Annotated in this window: 18 protein-coding genes and 1 pseudogene; 8 read left to right on the top strand and 11 right to left on the bottom strand. The window is 48.4% G+C overall.

Annotated elements, in window-relative coordinates:
• Nucleotides 1–49: 49 nt before the first annotated feature.
• Genes B4E62_RS12300 through B4E62_RS12290 form a run of 3 tightly spaced genes read right to left on the bottom strand, consistent with a single transcriptional unit; the run spans nt 50 to nt 2,529 of the window.
• The gene (locus tag B4E62_RS12300) at nt 50–826 is read right to left on the bottom strand and encodes a ferredoxin--NADP reductase (protein ID WP_331352260.1); all 777 of its coding nucleotides are present in this window, start codon (nt 824–826) and stop codon (nt 50–52) included.
• Nucleotides 827–850: 24 nt separating this feature from the next.
• Nucleotides 851–1,783: an FAD-binding protein gene (locus B4E62_RS12295; protein WP_331352259.1), complete on the bottom strand. Its 933-nt coding sequence runs from the start codon at nt 1,781–1,783 to the stop codon at nt 851–853.
• A complete protein-coding gene (locus tag B4E62_RS12290; RefSeq protein WP_331352258.1) occupies nt 1,780–2,529 on the bottom strand; it encodes an electron transfer flavoprotein subunit beta/FixA family protein in 750 nt (249 codons plus the stop codon). The genes B4E62_RS12295 and B4E62_RS12290 overlap by 4 nt, the downstream gene beginning before the upstream one ends.
• 109 nt (nt 2,530–2,638) lie before the next feature.
• Between B4E62_RS12290 and B4E62_RS12285 the strand changes: the two genes are divergently transcribed.
• The gene (locus B4E62_RS12285; RefSeq protein ID WP_310071061.1) at nt 2,639–3,577 is read left to right on the top strand and encodes a LysR family transcriptional regulator; all 939 of its coding nucleotides are present in this window, start codon (nt 2,639–2,641) and stop codon (nt 3,575–3,577) included.
• Nucleotides 3,578–3,584: 7 nt separating this feature from the next.
• Nucleotides 3,585–5,237 carry an electron transfer flavoprotein-ubiquinone oxidoreductase gene (locus B4E62_RS12280; protein ID WP_310071063.1) on the top strand — a complete coding sequence of 551 codons (1,653 nt, stop codon included), beginning with the start codon at nt 3,585–3,587 and terminating at the stop codon, nt 5,235–5,237.
• Between the two features lie 60 nt (nt 5,238–5,297).
• Here B4E62_RS12280 and msrA read toward each other — a convergent pair whose 3' ends face one another.
• The 7 genes from msrA to B4E62_RS12245 all read right to left on the bottom strand — a co-directional run bounded on the left by msrA (nt 5,298) and on the right by B4E62_RS12245 (nt 12,293).
• Nucleotides 5,298–5,939: a peptide-methionine (S)-S-oxide reductase MsrA gene (gene msrA, locus B4E62_RS12275; protein ID WP_331352257.1), complete on the bottom strand. Its 642-nt coding sequence runs from the start codon at nt 5,937–5,939 to the stop codon at nt 5,298–5,300.
• A 103-nt stretch (nt 5,940–6,042) separates the two neighbouring features.
• Nucleotides 6,043–7,128 carry a protease SohB gene (gene sohB / locus B4E62_RS12270; RefSeq protein WP_331352256.1) on the bottom strand — a complete coding sequence of 362 codons (1,086 nt, stop codon included), beginning with the start codon at nt 7,126–7,128 and terminating at the stop codon, nt 6,043–6,045.
• Nucleotides 7,129–7,179: 51 nt separating this feature from the next.
• Nucleotides 7,180–7,833 carry a cation/multidrug efflux pump gene (locus B4E62_RS12265; protein WP_310071071.1) on the bottom strand — a complete coding sequence of 218 codons (654 nt, stop codon included), beginning with the start codon at nt 7,831–7,833 and terminating at the stop codon, nt 7,180–7,182.
• A gap of 27 nt (nt 7,834–7,860) precedes the next feature.
• Entirely contained in the window at nt 7,861–8,736 is an 876-nt protein-coding gene (gene nudC, locus B4E62_RS12260; RefSeq protein WP_310071073.1) for an NAD(+) diphosphatase, read from the bottom strand.
• A 2-nt stretch (nt 8,737–8,738) separates the two neighbouring features.
• Entirely contained in the window at nt 8,739–10,442 is a 1,704-nt protein-coding gene (locus B4E62_RS12255) for a pilus assembly protein (protein ID WP_310071075.1), read from the bottom strand.
• A 213-nt stretch (nt 10,443–10,655) separates the two neighbouring features.
• The gene (dnaQ, locus tag B4E62_RS12250) at nt 10,656–11,369 is read right to left on the bottom strand and encodes a DNA polymerase III subunit epsilon (RefSeq protein ID WP_310071077.1); all 714 of its coding nucleotides are present in this window, start codon (nt 11,367–11,369) and stop codon (nt 10,656–10,658) included.
• Between the two features lie 51 nt (nt 11,370–11,420).
• Nucleotides 11,421–12,293: a methyltransferase domain-containing protein gene (locus tag B4E62_RS12245; protein WP_331352255.1), complete on the bottom strand. Its 873-nt coding sequence runs from the start codon at nt 12,291–12,293 to the stop codon at nt 11,421–11,423.
• Between the two features lie 146 nt (nt 12,294–12,439).
• Here B4E62_RS12245 and gloB point away from each other — a divergent pair, with 146 nt between their 5' ends.
• Entirely contained in the window at nt 12,440–13,228 is a 789-nt protein-coding gene (gene gloB / locus B4E62_RS12240; RefSeq protein ID WP_331352674.1) for a hydroxyacylglutathione hydrolase, read from the top strand.
• A 289-nt stretch (nt 13,229–13,517) separates the two neighbouring features.
• Nucleotides 13,518–15,068, top strand: coding sequence for a lytic transglycosylase (locus B4E62_RS12235; protein WP_331352254.1), 1,551 nt, complete (start codon nt 13,518–13,520; stop codon nt 15,066–15,068).
• 72 nt (nt 15,069–15,140) lie between these two features.
• Here B4E62_RS12235 and ttcA read toward each other — a convergent pair whose 3' ends face one another.
• Nucleotides 15,141–16,046 (bottom strand): tRNA 2-thiocytidine(32) synthetase TtcA, encoded by a 906-nt coding sequence (ttcA, locus tag B4E62_RS12230; protein ID WP_331352253.1) that lies wholly within the window; start codon nt 16,044–16,046, stop codon nt 15,141–15,143.
• A gap of 286 nt (nt 16,047–16,332) precedes the next feature.
• On the opposite strand from ttcA, the gene B4E62_RS12225 reads away from it, so the two are divergent.
• From B4E62_RS12225 to bioA, 4 genes and pseudogenes are all read left to right on the top strand, one after another.
• The gene (locus tag B4E62_RS12225) at nt 16,333–17,148 is read left to right on the top strand and encodes a flagellar brake protein (protein ID WP_310071082.1); all 816 of its coding nucleotides are present in this window, start codon (nt 16,333–16,335) and stop codon (nt 17,146–17,148) included.
• A 151-nt stretch (nt 17,149–17,299) separates the two neighbouring features.
• Nucleotides 17,300–17,629 (top strand): annotated as a pseudogene (locus B4E62_RS21410) (PAS domain-containing protein); the annotation flags it as partial.
• A gap of 177 nt (nt 17,630–17,806) precedes the next feature.
• Nucleotides 17,807–18,871: a methyl-accepting chemotaxis protein gene (locus tag B4E62_RS12220; protein WP_374725262.1), complete on the top strand. Its 1,065-nt coding sequence runs from the start codon at nt 17,807–17,809 to the stop codon at nt 18,869–18,871.
• Between the two features lie 101 nt (nt 18,872–18,972).
• Nucleotides 18,973–20,277 (top strand): adenosylmethionine--8-amino-7-oxononanoate transaminase, encoded by a 1,305-nt coding sequence (gene bioA, locus B4E62_RS12215; protein ID WP_331352252.1) that lies wholly within the window; start codon nt 18,973–18,975, stop codon nt 20,275–20,277.
• Nucleotides 20,278–20,297: the final 20 nt, after the last annotated feature.

Here is a 20,297-nt window from a genome sequence, read left to right as displayed (position 1 = left end):
ACATATCATTATTTTCCGGATTTATTTTTATCAAAGAAGATAGAGAAAATTACTTTTCCACAAACGCACGTTCAATAACATAATCGCCCGCGATACCAATACGCGGAGACACTTGCAGACCCGCACCATCCAACAACACACAAGTATCATCCAGCATACCGGGACTTCCGCAAAGCATTGCACGATCAGTTTTCGGATTCAGTGGCGGCAAGCCAATATCAGCCAACAATTTCCCACTGGCTAACAAATCCGTTAACCGACCTTCATTTTCAAACGCTTCGCGTGTGACAGTCGGATAATAAATTAATTTTTGCTTTACATCATCACCTAAAAATTCATTGTTCGGTAATTCTTTGGTGATGAAGTCGCGATAAGCAAGGTCGTCCACTTTGCGCACGCCGTGCACAAGAATAATTTTTTCAAATTTATCGTAGGCTTCCGGATCTTGAATCAGACTAATAAAAGGAGCAAGACCAGTTCCCGTTGATAAGAAGTATAAATTCCTACCGGGCTTTAAATCTGACAACAGCAATGTCCCTGTTGGCTTGCGCCCAACCAAAATATCATCACCCACTTTAATATTTTGCAGACGCGATGTAAGCGGCCCATTGGGAACTTTAATACTAAAGAATTCCAAATGCTCGGCGTAATTGGGACTGGCGATACTATAAGCTCGCAGCAGCGGCTTATCATTTACCTGCAAACCAATCATGACAAACTGGCCATTCTCAAAACGAAATGATTCATCGCGGGTTGTAGTAAAACTAAACAAACTATCGTTCCAGTGAGTAACCGACAAAACCTTTTGCGTATTAAATGCGCTCATTAAAAAATTCCTACCATCGAATAGTTAGCTTTGTTGTAACGCCGAATTCAATTCAGGCAAGACCGTAAATAAATCTGCCACCAAACCATAATCAGCATGCTTAAAAATGGGAGCATCTGGGTCGTGATTAATCGCCACAATTATTTTACTGTCTTTAATACCAGCAAGGTGTTGCATTGCACCGGAAATCCCAACTGCGATGTATAACTCAGGCGCAATGATGGTGCCCGTCTGCCCCACCTGTAAATCATTAGCAGCAAATCCTGCATCAACACACGCGCGAGTTGCACCGATTGCTGCATCTAACTGCACGGCGATAGGGTCCAGCAACGCATTGAATTCCTCGCCTAAACTGCGGCCACCAGCGATCACAACACGCGCCGAATTTAACTCAGGGCGTTCAGAATGGGTAAGTTGCTCGCTAATCCATTGACTGATTTCGCGCGCTGGCGGCACATCAATAGTAAAAATCTCCGCATCTCCACCGCGATTGCTCGCGCGAAACGCAGTCGCACGCACAGTGATAATTTGCACAGGCTCATGATTTTTAATGGTGGATAAAATATTACCCGCATAACCGGGGCGCACATAAGTTGAGGGAGCTTTAATTTCAATAACATCGGTGATGGGTGCGATATCCAAACGTGCAGCAATGCCCGGCACCACACTTTTACCCAGCACACTGTGTGCACTGAGGATGTGAGTGTATTGCTTAGCAATGCTTAAAACCAATTCCTGCACATCTTCCACTAGCGGATGCAGTAAGTGCCCTGCTTGTGCAGTCAGTACACGGCACACACCAGCCAATTGTTTTGCTTCTGCTGCAACAGCTTCCACATCATCGCCATACACTAATAAATCTATCGGCAATTGCCAGGCCGCAGCGGCGGTCACCGCTTGATAGGTAGATGGCTTTAATTGCTTACCTTCGCGTTCTGCCAACACTAATACACTCATTGCAACACCTCCGCTTGACGCAATTTCGCAACCAATTCCTGCACATTGGCCAATTGGATTGCACCGGGTTTTTGTTGTGGCTCACGCGAGCTAATGACACTAAAGCGTGGCACGAGATCAACATCCAACTCGCTCACCGCGATAGTTTCAATCGCTTTTTTCTTGGCCATCATCAAATTGGGTAATTTGATAAAGCGCGGTTCATTCAAACGTAAATCCGATGTAACAACTGCTGGTAGTTTTACCGAGAGGGTTTGCGTTCCTTTATCCACTTCACGTGTCACTACAACGTGATCGTCATTAAGCTGAATCGTTGATGCAAAAGTACCCACACCTACACCGAGTAATGCCGCGAGCATCTGCCCGGTTTGGCCGTAATCCTCACCGACCGCTTGTTTACCGAGGAAGATAAGTTGTGGTTGCTCGCGAGCAACTATCGCTTTTAATAGTTTGGCTACCGCAAGGGGTTGTAGTTGCGCGTCAGTTTCGATCAAGAGCGCGCGATCAGCGCCCAAAGCGTAGGCATGGCGCAAGCTGTCTTTAGCCTCAGCACCACCAATTGATACCGCAATGATCTCACTCACCTGCCCGCGCTCTTTTAAGCGCACCGCTTCTTCCAGTGAGATCTCATCAAACGGGTTGATCGCCTTTTTCACTTGGGCGAGCTCTACCTGCCCGGTTTCGGTATGGATATTGGGTTTTACGTTGTAATCAATGGCATGTTTAACCGCGATCAATACTTTCACTGCGAGCCTCCATCAAAAGTCAGCAAGATGCTTGTTGATGTCCATTCTATTTCGCGCTAGCATATTTGTTAAATTGATAATCCATATTTTATATATTCACAGAGTAGATATGAGATATACGCTGCGCCAACTAGAGATCTTTGTGGCCATCGCCCGCACCGGAAACGTATCCCGTGCGGCAGAAATGGTCGCTTTATCCCAATCCGCCGCCAGCACCGCGCTGGCCGAATTGGAGCGGCAGTTTGATTGCCAACTCTTTGACCGCAACGGCAAGCTGCTTAAACTCAACGCTTTGGGTAAAACCCTGTTACCTGTTGCGAGCAGCTTGCTCACCCAAGCGGGCGAAATCCAGCAGCTATTGGAGGGAAAGTCGGCGCTGGGGGATTTGAATGTCGGCGCGACCCTCACGATCGGCAACTATCTGGCAATTATGATCATCAGCGAATTTATGCAGAATCATCTGGATTGCCATATCGCGCTGCAGGTAAAAAATACCCAGGCGATTTTGCAGCAGGTTGCAGGCTATGAATTAGATTTAGGATTAATTGAAGGCAGCTGCCATCACCCAGAGCTGCAAGCAGAAAGCTGGATTGACGATGAGCTCGCGGTATTTTGCGCACCCTCCCATCCGCTCGCCACTAAAAGTGCAGCAACAATAGATGAGTTGTTAGCGGCCACCTGGATATTGCGCGAGCAAGGTTCGGGTACTCGCGAAACCTTCGATCAGGCATTGCGCCACTATTTACCTCAATTAAAAATTCGTTTGGAACTGGAACACACTGAGGCAATTAAACGCGCGGTAGAATCCGGACTGGGCATTGGTTGCATTTCACGCTTGGCCGTGCGTGATGCATTCAAGCGCGGAAGCTTGGTAGAAATTAAAACACCCATGTTGGATTTGCGTCGCCAATTTATGTTTGTGTGGCATAAAAACCGTTACCAAACACCAGCGATGATTGCCTTTCTCGATTATTGCCGCACGCTCACCGCCAATATAAAACGCAGTGACGAAATACGTTTAACGTCTTCTATCACCTCTTCTGTCTGAGTTTGTTATGACCCAACGCGATCAAATGCAATATGACGTAGTGATTGTCGGTGCCGGCCCTGCGGGCCTTGCTGCTGCCATTCGTTTGAAACAACTTGCCAGTGACCAGGGGCGCGACCTGAGTGTTTGCGTGTTGGAAAAAGGCGCTGAAGTCGGTGCGCAGATTTTATCCGGCGCAGTGATTGACCCTATAGCATTGAATGAATTAATTCCCGATTGGAAAAGCAAAGGCGCACCTATCACAACAGAGGTGAAACAGGATCAATTCCTATGGCTGACTGAAAATAACCATTACAAAATTCCCGCTGCGGTCTTACCGCCGCTAATGAATAATCACGGCAATTATATTGTAAGCCTTGGGCAAGTCTGCCGTTGGTTAGCAACGCAAGCAGAAGAATTAGGCGTAGATTTATTTCCTGGTTTTAACGGCAGCGACATTCTCTATGGTGATGATGGCCGTGTTAAAGGCATTATCACCGGCGATATGGGCGTTGCACGCGATGGAAGCCATAAGAATACGTTTTCTGCCGGAATCGAATTACATGCTTGCTATACGTTGATAGCAGAAGGTACACGGGGATCACTCGCAAAATCGCTGGAGCAAAAATTTAATTTGCGCGCGAATGCCGAGCCGCAAAAATACGGCTTAGGGTTTAAAGAAGTTTGGAGTATTGACCCGAGCCAACACAATGAAGGCTCGGTGCTGCATACACAGGGCTGGCCGCTGGATAACCACACCGGCGGCGGCGGATTTTTGTATCACCTGACTGACAATAAAATTGCGCTGGGTTTTGTGGTGCATTTAAATTACCGCAATCCTTATTTAAATCCCTTTGAGGAATTCCAGCGTTTTAAAACCCATCCGGCCATTAAACCTTTATTACAGAATGCCAAACGACTTTCTTATGGCGCGCGCACCATTAATGAAGGCGGCGTGCAATCGCTACCGGAATTAATCTTCCCTGGTGGCGCGTTGATTGGTTGTTCCGCGGGTTTTGTCAATGTGCCAAAAATTAAAGGTTCACACAATGCAATGAAATCCGGCATGCTCGCGGCGGACACTATTATTGCCGCTCTGGCGCACGACCAATACGAGCCGCTATTGCATGCGTACCCGGAAAAAATTCGCTCCTCATGGCTGTGGAAAGATTTATATAAGGTGCGCAATATCAAACCGGCGCTTTCGGCATGGGGGAATATTGGAGGGACTTTATACGGTGGTGTGGATATGTGGCTGCACTCACTTGGCATTACCCTTCCGTGGACGTTAAAACATAAACAGGCGGATCATGAAACACTGGTTGCGGCAAAAGATGCGCAGCCCATTAATTATCCTGCGCCAGATGGGAAAATCACCTTTGATCGTTTGGCGTCAATTTATTTAGCCAATATCCAACACGAGGAAGATCAACCAGTTCATTTACAATTAGCCGATACCACTATACCGATTGCGACGAATCTCGCGCTTTATGCAGCACCTGAACAACGCTATTGCCCGGCGGGCGTGTATGAAATTATCGAAAAAGATAAAACATCGCGCTTGCAAATCAATGCCGCCAATTGCATCCACTGCAAAGCCTGTGACATTAAAGATCCCACACAAAATATTACCTGGGTGCCACCTCAGGGTGGCAGTGGCCCCTATTACGAGGCGATGTAATATTTATTCAACAGTAATAGATACCCGCGCTCGCGGGTATGACGATGATATTTAACACGATTAAAAATCGTCAGCGTAGCAAACACCTGTGCCGCCCAAACCACAATAGCCACCGGGATTTTTATGCAGGTATTGTTGATGATAGGTTTCAGCGTAATAAAATTCGCTGGCAGGTAAAATTTCGGTAGTTATCTCACCAATATTTTTTTCATTTAAGGCAGCCTGATAAGCCGCTTTTGTCTGCTCAGCCAATTCGCGCTGTGCTTCATTAAAATAATAAATACCGGAGCGGTACTGGGTGCCACGGTCATTACCCTGACGCATCCCTTGGGTTGGGTTGTGCGATTCCCAAAATACTTTTAACAATTTTTCCAGCGACGTTTCTTTGGGATCAAAGACCACTAATACAACTTCATTGTGCCCGGTTAAACCACTGCACACCTCTTCATAGGTTGGATTTGGCGTATAACCTGCTGCATACCCCACCGCCGTTGTATAAACCCCCGGCTGCTGCCAAAACTTGCGCTCCGCGCCCCAAAAACAACCCAAGCCAAATACAATCCGTTCATGCCCATCGGGAAACGGCGGCTTGATCGTCGCATTCTTTACTGCGTGTTGATTATCAACACGCATAACATCTTCTCTCCCCTTCAAGGCTTGGTCGCGCGTGGGCATTTGGAGTTTGGTGGTTGAGAAAATCATTGATTGCTCCCGTCATATTCAGACAAATACTTTTATACAAACAAAAAGGTGTACAAACAAAAACGGTGCCCTCAGGCACCGCTCATGGTTATAAAGTTTTTGGTTAGAACCAGCGGCTGATATTCAACCGCTCCCACCAAGTCATTAATAACCGATCCACTGCAGCTTGCGCAGCAAAGCCCAATTTTTCAGGCAGGGATTTTTTGTAAGTGAATTCAACTTCATAAATATCCGCATTCTCAGCTTGAGCGAACAAATACTCATCACTGGTTTGCATTTCATCAATTAGGTTCACTTCTATGGCGCGACGGCCGAACCACACCTCACCCGTAGCGACTTTCACCACATCAACCTGTGGGCGATGCTCACTCACAAATTCTTTAAACAGAACATGAGTGTCTTCCAGTTCTTCTACAAATTTTGCGCGACCTTTCTCGGTATTTTCACCAAACATGGTCACTGTGCGCTTGTACTCGCCAGCGGTAAACATTTCATAGTCAATATCGTTTTTCTTGAGCAGTTTATGGAAGTTGGGTAGCTGCGCAACTACACCGATAGATCCAAGGATTGCAAAAGGTGCGGCAACAATTTTATTGGCCACGCAGGCCATCATATAACCACCGCTGGCAGCAACCTTATCAACGCATACTGTGAGCGGGATATTTTTGTTGGTGATACGCGCCAACTGGCTCGATGCCAAACCATAACTATGCACCATGCCACCACCGCTCTCTACTTTTACGACCACTTCATCAGTAGGTTTAGCGAGGGTTAAGACGGTGCTGATTTCTTCCCGCAGCGATTCCACTTCGGAAGCTTTAATATCACCGTAAAAATCCAACACGAAGATACGCTTTTTCGTTGTCTCTGCGGCATCACTGGCGGTTTCGTCAGTTTTGGTTTTTGCCATTTCTTTGGCAGCTTTCTTCTTTTGTGCCTTCTCTTCTTTTAAGCGTTTCTTTTCCGCTTTTTCAAACTCTTTGTACTCTTCGTCATCCAACATGGCATCGCGCAAGGAGTCGCGCAGGTGATCAAACTTCTCATTGAGTTTGGTCACCTCAATATGCCCTTTATCTGACTTTTTGTTACGCCCACCCATTGATACCGCAACTGTAATTATGACAACAATGGCCGCAACGAAGGTGATCGTCTTGGCGAGAAACAAACCGTACTCTGTTAAAAATTCCAAAGGGTAAACTCCGTACAACTTTTAAATGAAATGAATCGGGGACAACAAAAATTAATTAAATTCTGCCACTGCTTCACGGGCAACTTCGTTTATGGGGCGCGCCACCAAACCGGTATTGGAAAGGCTGATTTCAAACAAAGCACCATCTTTCATCGGCAAGTAGGTAGCTGAGCCGTAAACGGCATCAACAACTGGCACCCATCCAGGATTGGAATGAAAAATTTTCCAAACATCAACACCGTACAAGCTGTCATGCACGGTGTAAGCGGTGCGCTTGGAGGTGGTTTCCTGCTCGATATCGTAATAGCGGCCACTCAAACGTTCGAGCCTGAATGCGGGCTTGAGACCAAAGGTAGAAAGATACCCTTTCCACTTCACAATACGCGCATCCAGTTGCCATTGGTCACCGCGTATCTCAACACGCTGCTCTTTGCCATCCTTATCGGAGAGCACCGCAAAATAATGCTGGTCTTCGATCTTGTCAAAGTTAATGGTGGCGACCACCTGCTCTTGCAAGACTTGCTTGTAGCTGTAGACATCATAAGCAGTTAGCGCCACTAGTGTGCCTGCAGCCAGCAATGCCAAACCAAACATCCCCCGGCAAAAACCGACAAACCAGGAATTTTTCCAGAGGAGGCTCACCGCGTTATACGCTAGATAGGCAGCAATAAGACCAATAAGAATCGCCAGTAAGGTAAAAATCATAAATGTCCTACCTGTGTTAACAGCTTGTTATTGTTTATGGTGAGGGTTGATTTGACGCAAGCGCTCGATGTGATGAGCGATCAATTGCCCCGCTACACTAGCGGGTGCTGGCGTCTGAGGCAACTGGTCGTAACGGAACCATTTCGCATCCACAATTTCCGTAGGGTCAATATGGATATCGCCCCCCTCATATTCTGCAAAAAAGCCGAGCATTAATTGGCTGGGGAATGGCCAAGGTTGGCTGCGGAAATACTCCAACTTGCCGACTGTTACACCTACCTCTTCCAAAATTTCGCGGCGAACACACTCCTCGACACTTTCCCCTGCCTCCACAAATCCTGCCAGAGTTGAATACATCACCCTTGTAGAGCGTTGATGATGTGCAAGCAACAATTCTTCTCCGCGAGTAACCAGTACGATCATACAAGGGGATATGCGCGGGTAAAAACGGAGTTCGCACGCACTACAGACTTTGGCCCGGTCGACATCATCCTGCAAAGTTTCGCGCGCGCAACGGCCGCAGTAGCGATGATCATAAAACCATTGCGCGACCTGCAGGGCGCGCCCCGCCAACTGAAATTCACTTGCCGATAAAATCTCTAGCTGCGAACGCAAACCGAGCCACTGATACTCCCCAGGCAAAACACCGGAAGCAAATACCTTGACCCACAAATCCTCGCCGTTGAGGACACCCAAATAGTGCTCACTTGCGAGAGTTAAACCAAAGTCTTGCAGATGCGATTCATTGGCGAGCAACAAATGACCATAGGTATCGCAAAGCAGCTGGTCGCAGCGATAAGCAGGCGATGCCGCGACAATAATAAAACGCCGGTTGCGGGAAACAACCGGCGCTATAGTGGAGGCGTGAAATTCAAATGAAGCGGGATCAAAACGGAAAGACATGATTAGACGTTGTAGCCCAGCGCTTGCAAACTCTCTTCGGCAATTTGCAATACACTGGTATCAGCATTTTTATCAAGCTTGATTGCATCGAGATAATATTCAAGGCTGATAACTGCATCGGCAAAAGTTTCTAACAGATGTTGCACTGCGGGATGCTGATCCGAAGCCAATAAATCCTCATCGACAAAACGCATGCAACCTGCAAGTACGTTCGCCGCGCGCGACAACCCCAATAAGAACATACCACCGCGCACTGAATCCAGTATGCCGGAAATATTGCGGATATGGCCTTTGTCGTAATTGGATTCTGCAAATGCGGTAAGCGCACGCTTGACCATCGACAAACCAGCTTCCGCCTCATCTATAACGATTTTTTCAGCTTCAGCGATTTGGTTATTGGCCATTGCCGCATCGCGCGACAGCGCATTGATCTGTGCCACTTTTTCATCAGACAGATTGGCGTTATGCAATCCGGCAATAGTGCTTTCGACGTATAACAGGGTATCGGCAACCACCAGCAATTCATCGGGTGTGACAGGTGTATGATTGGCTTGCCATACAGCGATCTTTTCGATTTCTTGTTTGAGGCTATTGCTTGGCGATACCAGACCCACAATCGATAAAATATCGGCCACTTTTTTAAGGGTTTCCAATAATTCTGGCGATTCGCTCAAAAGTTCAGCGCCGCCCTGCGCAGCGCGCTCGAGAATATTTTTGGTGCTGTGCAACTCGTCGGTTAACACAGCGACCATCGAACTGATGGTATTGGCGCTGGGGCCATTGAGGAACTCCATTTCACGTGCAAGTTCTGCCTCGGTGTAACTTAACGATGGCATACCGTAAGCAGACAAAACGGTTTTGGAAACCTCCTGCTCAGAATGAGAGAGCGCAAGCAAGTAAACCAATTCTTTTTGCAACGCTGGCTCTACTTCGCGAGTGAAGACAGCTTTACCTTCAAACTGAAACCGCTTTATTTCTCGCTCGATTGCACTGAGAAGCATTTTGCGGCTTTTGGTCAGGCGCATATTTTTTTCAGCGAGTGCTGCCAGTGTAGCGCTGCTCAACCACCAGAAGTTGCTGAGCACACTGCCAGCGGCAGCAGCTTCCAAGCGTTGCAATGCACGGGTCATCATGCCCAGCGAGGCTTTTGTTTGCACATTTTTAAGGACGTTCAATAAACCGGTTTGGTACATGTGGCGCAAGCGGCGCACCAGCACACTCAAATCTTCCGGCAATTGCTGCGCAGCAACCAAACTGCGGTTCGCTTTTACAGAGGGCAACGGATAAAAATAACTTTCCGGCAGCGGCGCCACCTTGCGGGCCAGACGCAATTCATTTATGTGGGGAATCAACAGCATCGCCATGCTGCGCGCGGTTTGTGTGCAGTATTCAAGATAGCGCGGCAGGATAAAAAAGCTGGATGTCAGCAACTCCAATTTCGCATCAGTTTTTTCGTCTTCACCCAAGGTGATATCGGTAATGTGGATGACCAGCTCTTCGGCCAACAAATCCACACCGCGCAGCTGGATCAAACTGAGGATGCCGCGAATTTGTTTGATACCATCAATACAGTTTTGCAGCAGCTCGCCGTTGTTGCGATCTTGCGAAAACTGCTCCAAGCGGATGGCCGATTGCTCAATGGTGGCAACCAGTTCGTCCTGAACCATTTTGAGGGAGGCGAGATTTAAGGTTTCTGTTGTGCTCACAATAACATCCTGGCGTTTGTCTCTTAACGGGTTGGGGCTCGCACACAACGGCGGCAAGCCAAGCAATACATACAAGTCACATTGACTCTATACCATGTTTGGCCTTATTTCACCGCTGCCGCACAAATAAGCGGGGCAAGTCCGGGAGATTGCCAAACATCTCTCACTTGATCATTTTTTCTACTTGGTATGCCAACGGAATTTTTCCGCTGCTTATTCGCGCAGCCAAACGCAATTGTCGCCACTACTTTTAGCAATCACCGCCAATTTTTGTTCGTGTAATACCAGCTCTTCTTCCGTGGCCAAAATAACCGGCAAGGGCTTGCGACCGGGCGCCAGTCTACGCAGCTCATTTTGGTCGCCGCCATCTTCGTTTTTGGATTGGTTACCACCAAGGGATAAGGCAGTCTGGCCGCCGGTCATTAAAAGATAGACGTCGGCCAAAATTTCGGCATCGAGCAAAGCGCCGTGCAACTCGCGCTGGGAGTTATCAACACCATAGCGTTTGCAGAGCGCGTCCAGGTTGTTCTTCTGACCGGGATGCTTGGCGCGCGCCATCAACAAAGTATCTATGACATGGCAGCGGTCGCTGATGCTGCCAAAACCCGGGCGCAGCATATTCATTTCGTAATTGAGGAAGCCGATATCAAACGCGGCGTTATGGATGATCAATTCCGCATCGCCAATAAACTGCAAAAACTCATCTGCAATACGTGCAAACACCGGTTTATCTTCCAACATGGCGTTGCTAATACCATGCACAGCCTGTGCGCCTGCATCTATCTCACGTTCGGGTTTTATGTATTGATGGTAGTGGCGGCCCGTGAGGCGGCGATTGAATAACTCTACGCAGCCGATTTCAATAATCCGGTGCCCCTGGGAGGTTTCCAAGCCGGTAGTTTCAGTATCCAGTACGATTTGACGCATGTTCTTAAACCTTAGGTCAGGTCTTAAAAGTAACCCTGTGGTTGGGTGTATTCATCGTGGCGACAAAAGACGAAAGTGCGAACGCAAACCGGGCGCGGGGCCGAGGATCCGTGTCACCGCCAAACCGCGCAAGGGGCGGTATTGTTGCCATGCAGGTTTAATGGGGATCAGCGGGATATGATCCTTGCGCGCGACCACCATATAAAATCCACCCCAAGGCAAGCGCAGCCTTTTACCCCAGCGCTCCAGCCAATGCAAATGTTTAATCGCATTTTCCTGTGGTAACGGCGGCCGGAAAAAACCTTGGTAGACCGCAATCGGCTCCATATCCAACAGCTTCAACCAGTCCATCAAACGACCTAAACGCAAATATTGAAAGCGCCAGCGCGGTTGGGATTTCACAATACGCGTAAGACTCGCACACAATCCCCAGAGGCTCCAGGGATTAAATCCAACCACAATTAAGTGCCCCTTGGGAATAACGATGCGTGTTGCCTCGCGTAATAAATGATGGGGGCTTTGGCTGAAATCGAGACTATGGTGGAGCACGACCGCATCGATGGATTCGGCCGCAAGCGGCAAGTGGTTGAAATCTGCCAAGGCACCCAGCTGCTGGTTATCTTTGTGCAGCGTATCTTCAAGTTGGGGATGCAATACAAAGCGGTGGGAGATACGGCACTCTCCCGTCAAGTTCACTCGCCCACTGATTCCGAGTTGCAACAGATGGTACCCAAACACACACTGCAAACCATCGGAAATTGCCTCCTGCTCTTCTTCCAGCAATGCACGCCCAAGCGGAGATTCAAACCAATCAGTCAAGTCAACAATAGACTCCCGCATGGGCAATACACCGAAACGCTTTTTCCAGATGGCGGAAAAACGGATTAGTAATCGATGCGGTGCTTTGATCAACTTACGATGCATTTTTCGCGCTCATCATCTACTGCAAGTGCTCTTATATAAGGCTGACAACAATCTAGCACAAGAGCCAGGGACAAATTAGCGTTAAAACATACCGCAGGAGAGGCGTAGAATAGTGGGCACCATTTTAGCGAGGCGCCAGCGTGCTAATGATTACCCCGATTCCCGCACTCGACAGCAATTATTTTTGGGTGATTCAGCCTAGCGCTGATACAAACGCTGTCTACGTGGTAGACCCAGGTGATGCCGCGCCGGTTATCGATTACCTTGTCCGCAATCAGTTAACACTGGCTGCCATTCTTATCACCCATCGTCATCACGACCATATTCAGGGAATCGCAGGTTTGCTGGAGCGGTGGCCAGTGCCCGTTTACGGCCCTGACTCAGAATTCATCCCACAAGTAACCCACAAACTCAACGATGGCGACTTACTGCAGTTAGCAGGAATTACATTCAGGATCATTGGCGTGCCTGGTCATACTTGGGAACATATTGCCTATTTCTCGTCTTCATGGAATGAAATATCACCTCCGCTACTATTTTGCGGTGACGCACTTTTTGCAGGTGGTTGCGGAAGACGATTTGATGGCACTGCTGAAATTATGTGGAATTCCTTGCAAAAACTTGCAGCGCTTCCTGACGACACCCAAATTTATTGCGCCCACGAATATACCCAAGCCAATCTGGCATTTGCCGTCGCGGTAGAGCCTGATAACCAGGAACTTTGCACCCGCTTTGAGCAGGTCAAACAGACCCGAGCGCAAGGCGGTATCACCCTGCCCTCGAATATTTTGCTGGAAAAACGAACAAATCCGTTTTTGCGCTGTCAACACCCTGGCATCAAAATCTTCATTGAAAACGAAATGCACCAAATACCGGAAACATCAGCAGAGATATTTGGTGCTCTGCGTCTAATCAAAGACACTTGGCCCAATTGAAAAACGCTTTGCCAAACTAAATAGGATAAGCACCGCAAACAAATTCCCGATCAGCTCTCAAGCAGGTTGTGACCGGCTGCCCTTATTCCGAATTAGGCGTTGACCCATGCGACGCCTGCACCTAGAATCCGAGATCCACAGCCCCAGGGAGGGCGAAGGTAATCACTAAATAGCCGTTATTTGGCGAATTAATAGGATGAAAATCCTAAGACGCAAGAATAAAGAAGGCCAAAATCAACCGGATTTTCCAACCCTTCGGGGTGGAAAAGCAACCCTGACAAGTGACCCTATGAACCATCAAAACCGCTCCCCGCTGTTGCTACTCATCTGCTTTGCCTGGATTATTGCGTTGGCTGGCTGTAGCACCTTGAAAAAGACCGATGAACCCGTTGCTGATACCAGCACCACAGAACCCGCCACTCCACCCGAAGAATCCGAACTGGGTGCAAAACTCCGAGAACACACCGGTGATTACGGCAATCTCTGGGAAGAAATTGCAGATGGGTATAGCTTTCCCGAAATCAGTGATGCCAAGGTCAACAAAAATCTGCGCTGGCTTTCCAACAACCAGCGCTACCTTGATCGAGTAACAGAACAAAGCAAACCCTACCTCTATTATGTTGCGAATGAACTGCGTGAAAACGGATTACCAATGGAACTGGCGCTCCTTCCCATCGTTGAAAGTGCTTATGACCCTTTTGCCTCATCACCCAGCAAGGCTCTTGGCGTTTGGCAGTTTATGCCACAGACCGGGCGCAATTTCGGACTCAAGCAAAACCACTGGTATGACGGTCGTCGCGACATAGTTGCTTCCACCGATGCCGCCGTACGCTACCTCAAACGTCTGAATACCATGTTCAATGGCGATTGGCTGTTGACCATCGCCGCTTACAACGCAGGTGAAGGCACCATTCGCCGCGCGATTGAAAAAAACCGCAAACAAGGCAAGGGGACAGATTTCTGGTCGCTGCCGTTATCACAACAAACCCAATCCTATGTTCCGCAATTACTCGCGCTCTCCAAGGTGATAGCTAACCCCGAAAAATATGATCTGGAACTGGGTGAAATTTCCAATAACCCCTACTTCACCACTGTGAACGTGAGCGCACCAATTGACCTTGCCCAAGCGGCACGCATGGCGGAGATTGACCCTAAAGAGCTGCGCAATCTCAATGCGGGCTACAACAAATGGATCACTGATCCCACTGGTCCGCACCAACTCCTTGTGCCTGTTGCCGATGCCGCGCAATTTACTCTGAACCTCGACAAGCTTCCCAAAATCGCCACCGTGCAAGTAGCTGGCGATTACAAAGTAAAATCCGGTGATACTCTTGGTGCCATCGCCAAACGTTTTGGAACCAGTGTTGCTGCAATTCAATCCGCTAATAATCTCAAATCATCACAATTAAAAGTTGGCCAAAGTTTAAGCATTCCCGGCCAGTCGCCGATGAGCTCGCCCTATGCAATCCAAGCAGAACAAGAGATAGCCCAGCGCTCACAAGAAAATACCGGCACCTACTACACCATCGAATCGGGCGACAGTTTTTGGACCATCGCCAGAAAACACGATACCAGCGTTAAGAATTTGCTGAAGTGGAATGAATTACCGGCTAACGCAAAATTAAAACCGGGACAAAAATTATTAGTGGTCAATAAATCTGCTACCCAACCTGCAGATAACAAAATCACTTATCAAATTAAAAGCGGCGATACCCTACACAAAATTGCCAGCAAATTTGATGTATCCAAAAAAGATATTTTGAACTGGAATAAAGTGAAAGATGAAAGCTACATTCATCCAGGTCAAGAATTAACGATTTATCTTACCGCCAAAAATTAATTTTTATTAGTTTACAATGAAAAAGGCCTGATTTTTCAATCAGGCCTTTTTCACGGATATCGCTAACTTTTCTCAATGAATATCCAACACATCAACATACTGAACCGAATTGTCAGTGCGGGGGGCCAGCGGCACTATGCTGCAAGAATCCGCGTCGGAATCATCAACAGATGCATCTTTGCTGGTTTTCAGATTTACAAAATCAAATAAATTCAAATCTGCCAATTGCGATGGTTGCACATTGCGGATTGCGGAAAAAATGGTTTCGGTACGGCCAGGAAATTGGCGTTCCCACTGTTGCAACATATCCTTCACCACTTGGCGCTGCAAATTTTCCTGCGACCCGCAAAGGTTGCACGGAATAATGGGAAAACCTTTCAATTCGGCAAAGTGCGCAATGTCCTCTTCGGCACAATAGCTCAGCGGGCGAATGACGATATTGCGCTTGTCATCCGCCAATAATTTGGGCGGCATGGCTTTTAATTTGCCACCGAAAAACATATTCAAAAATAGGGTTTCGATAATATCGTCGCGGTGATGGCCAAGCGCGATTTTGGTCGCGCCTATCTCATCGGCAAAACCATAGAGCGTACCGCGGCGCAAACGCGAACAGAGTCCGCAAGTAGTCTTGCCTTCCGGAATCACTTCTTTGACGATGCTGTAGGTATCGCGCTCGATGATATGGTAAGGCACACCCACCTGCTCAAGATAGGCAGGCAGAACGTGCTCAGGGAAACCCGGTTGTTTCTGGTCCATATTGACCGCAACCAGCTCAAACGATATGGGCGCGGTCTTTTGCAGACTCATCAAGACATCCAGCATCGTGTATGAATCCTTACCACCCGATAGGCACACCATCACCTTGTCGCCATCTTCGATCATGTTGTAATCGACTATCGCTGAACCGGTCAAGCGGCGCAGACGCTTTTGCAGCTTGTTAAATTCAAGGCGATCTTTGCGTTCGTGTAACTCTTTCATGGACTCATAACTCGTGCGGGAGGGTAGATCAAACGGCGACTGGGTCGGCGAGCGGCGCATTGTACGGATTTTGCGCGCAAGTTGAAATCAATCACCGGAACGCGGCAAGGCATTGCCGGTCTATAATTCTGGAATTGCAGGCTAAATGGTTGAAATAGCAGCAAGCCCCGCCCGCACACCTTATCAAACTGGCATCTCAAGTATCTGGCATAGGGCTTGCTCCTACCCCTATCAAACCCCGCCGAAATTAGCGCCAGGGGAGAATCTTTGCCGCGAGGAGGTAGTAATGTCGTTTCTCGATAAACTGTTCAAGAAAAGTTTTCGCTCTTCTGTCACACACCAGACCCCAGAGCTAAAAAATCCGCTTACGGAGCAGGACGGCATATCTCCGGAGAGTCATATTCCCGACCAGTATCTCCCACTCTGGGAGCTGCTAAAACAACGACAACTGCTGGAGGTAAAAATCACAGGCGCCAGCCGCGTTTATCAAAGTATGATCCTGGCAATTGATGTTGAGCGCGGCCTGTTATGGCTGGACGATCTGTTTCCCCAACAGCATATATTGGACGCGGGTGACGAGATCACTTTGCGCCATCACCGCAATGGCGAGCAACTTGTCATTCGTGCACATATTGTCGCCATGGGTTCAACATATAATGCTTCTGGCTTTGCAATCACCCTGCCCGAATTCGTCTACTACATGCCCAGACGCAGCTCCCCGCGTTATATCATCGGCCACCAATCACCGCTCTCAGTAAAAATTCGTACCCTCGGGCAGGAGCCAAGCTATGGCACCCTGCAAGATATTTCCACAGGCGGCCTGCGCCTGATAATAGCAGGCAACATGCTTCCCTACTTGCGCCATGGCGCGCTCTTGCCTATGTGCGAAGTCGATATCAACGATGAATTACAGATCCGCTGCCGCGCGCGTATCTGCGCCTTTCGTATCGGCCGTAGCCCTTATCGCCACACTCAAATTAGTGTCGAGTTTATCGATATGGAGGAAGAGACGCGCACCGCTCTCGCCCGATTTCTGCGCGAATCGCAACTCGTCCATGGCAAACTCTACGCTCCCCAGTCAACCAACACCCGAGCCGCCTGAAAACTAAATGGCTATAAGGCAACTAGAGATTCGCCAATTTTGGACTAGGCTTGAAAAACCAAGATAGATGATCTGCTCGTGAGTTTTTTGCAATTTGACAAAAACAGGGCACGAAAGATCAAGTTTTTGTCGATATTTCAGGAATTCACTCATGCGCAATAATGGTCATGTAACCGGCAGGGAAGTACACCTTTCCAACCACGAAGAAATCGTCTCCTCCTCTAACCTGCGCGGCGATATCGAATTTTGCAACGAAACGTTTTGCCGCATTTCCGGCTACAGCAGTGAAGAATTGCTCAACCAACCGCACAACATTTTGCGCCACCCGCAAATGCCGCCAGCGGCATTCGGTATGCTCTGGACAGCATTAAAAGCCGGTAAGCCCTGGATGGGGATAGTTAAAAACCGCTGCAAAAATGGTGACCATTATTGGGTCGATGCCTATATCACCCCACTGCGCGAAAAGGGTCAGGTGTATGGCTATGAATCCGTGCGCGCCAAAGCAGACCCCAATCTGGTTCGCCGTGCGGAATATGTCTATGAACGCTTGAACCAAGGTAAACCACCCTATTCGTCCTGGGAAAAATTTTGGAGTGACTTTGGCGGTAGCACCCTCATTGCACTGACAAGCTGGATATTGTTACTTGTCGCTACCGGCATGTTCGCTTCGCTTTCAATCACCTCAGTCATAGCTACTGCCGTAATCGCAGTTATCATCGGCGGCACTGCGCAAGTGCTGCAACAAAACCGTATTGCACAGGCATTACAAGAGGCCCGCAACACCATCAACGATCCTTTTGCCGCTTATATTTACACCGGTCGCTGCGATGCTATGGGTGAAATTGAACTGGCGCAACACGCCATAAAATCGCGCTTGCGTACTGCACTCGGGCGCTTTGGTGAGTCAGCCAAAGAGCTGCAACACAAAGCAGGGGCAGCTCATCATCACGCGCGCAAAACCTACGAAGGTATGAGCGCCCAGCAACAAGAGACCGCCGGTGTTGCCACCGCAATGCAGCAAATGGCGTTGGCGGTACAAGAGGTCGCAAGCGGCGCAAACCAAACATCGATGGCGACCGGAGCGGCGATTGGAGAAGTGGACAAAGGCAATCTTGTTATTGAAGGTGCCCGCCACGCAATTGATGATTTATCAAAAACCGTTGGCAACCTCGGTAGTGTGCTCAATAAATTGAGCGAAGACAGTAGCAAAATTGCCAATGTGGTTGATGTGATTCGCGGGATCGCCGAACAAACCAACCTACTTGCACTGAACGCAGCAATTGAAGCCGCGCGTGCAGGTGAACAGGGGCGGGGCTTTGCGGTAGTGGCCGATGAAGTGCGCTCGCTGGCGCAGAGAACGCAAGAATCCACCGGTGACATCCAACAAATCATCGGCAACCTGGGCAAAGCCACTGAAGACGCCAGTCTCAACATGAAAAATTGTTTAGATCTAGCCGATCGCAGCGTGCATGAAATGAGCAATGTCCGTACTGCGCTGGATTCGATTTCTCACTCAGTCAACACGATTGACCAGATGTCCCACCAAATTGCCACAGCGGCAGAAGAACAATCTTCTATGGCATTGGAAATTGAACGCAACACTCAATCGATTGCGCGCATTTCCGATCAAACACAACAAGAGATCAGTATTGCTGACGGGCTGAATAGCGAAATGGATAAACTCTCGCATAAACAACTGGATTTGATCATCAGATTTAATTAATACCCAGCCTAATAAATGAAATTGATTCAGCTTTTTGCAAAAAATTTCGTTAAGCTTGGGCAAGGCAGATAATTATTTTGTGCGAATGATGTGGAATTCCCATGATATACACCCAAGAAATTGCCAACCATGATTTGCTGCGTTTAGACCGCGCCCATGTGTGGCACCCCTACACCTCGTTTACCCAACCGGGCATGATCACAGCAGTGAGCCATGCGCAAGGCGTGGAATTACATTTGGCCGACGGTCGAGTGTTAATCGATGGCATGTCCTCTTGGTGGAGCACATTGCATGGCTACAATCATCCAGTATTAAATCAGGCAGTCATTGATCAACTGGGCAAAATGGCGCATGTGATGTTTGCCGGCGTCACTCACGAGCCCGCGGTAAAACTCGCCACTACCCTCGCCAAAATCACCCCAGAGGGTTTGAACAAAGTTTTCTTTTCAGATTCAGGTTCAGTCGCCGTCGAAGTTGCGCTCAAAATGGCAATTCAATATTGGCATTCACAGGGCCAAGCGCAGCGCACCATGTTTTTGACCTTGAAACGCGGATACCACGGCGATACTTTTGGCGCTATGTCAGTATGCGACCCGCAATCGGGAATGCACCACTTGTTTCATCATGCACTCTCACATCATTTGTTTGCCGAAGCTCCACCCTGCGGTTTTGATGATCCATTCCAAGAATCACACATCGCAAAATTTGCACAGATGATCCAGCAGCATCGCCAAAAAATTGCAGCAGTAATTCTCGAACCCATTGTCCAGGGCGCTGGCGGCATGCGTTTTTATTCACCGGATTATTTGCGCCGCGTGCGCGAACTCTGCGATAAAAACGAAATTTTGTTGATCGTCGATGAGATTGCCACCGGTTTTGGTCGTACGGGAAAATTATTTGCGTGTGAACACGCGGGCATCAGCCCGGATATTTTATGCATCGGCAAAGCGCTCACCGCTGGCTATATCACCCTCGCAGCGACACTCTGCAACGATAAAATCAGTAACGGTATCTGCAAGGGCGAGAACGGCATTTTTATGCACGGCCCCACCTATATGGCCAACCCACTCGCCTGCGCTGTTGCCAACGCCAGTATCGATTTATTACTCAACTCCGATTGGCAAACGACCGTTGCCAATATCGGCCAACAAATGCGCGCAGAATTAGCGCCCTGCAAGGATTTTTCCTACGTTAGCGATGTGCGCGTACTGGGTGCGATTGGCGTGGTCGAGCTGGAGAATGCGGTGGACACCAGCAAGTTAATGCCAATGTTTGTAGAGTTGGGCGTATGGATAAGACCATTCGGCAATGTTATTTATTTAATGCCACCGTTTATTATCAGCAAAGATCAATTAAGCAAATTGACTTCGGCAGTATTAAAAGTGGTGGCGACACTAACCAAGTAATTATCACCACAATAACACTA

Source organism: Cellvibrio sp. UBA7671, assembly GCA_002483145.1.
GTDB classification, from domain to species: Bacteria; Pseudomonadota; Gammaproteobacteria; order Pseudomonadales; family Cellvibrionaceae; genus Cellvibrio; species Cellvibrio fibrivorans.
Note: the sequence above shows the minus strand (reverse complement) of the source record. Positions and strands in the feature narration are given on the sequence as shown.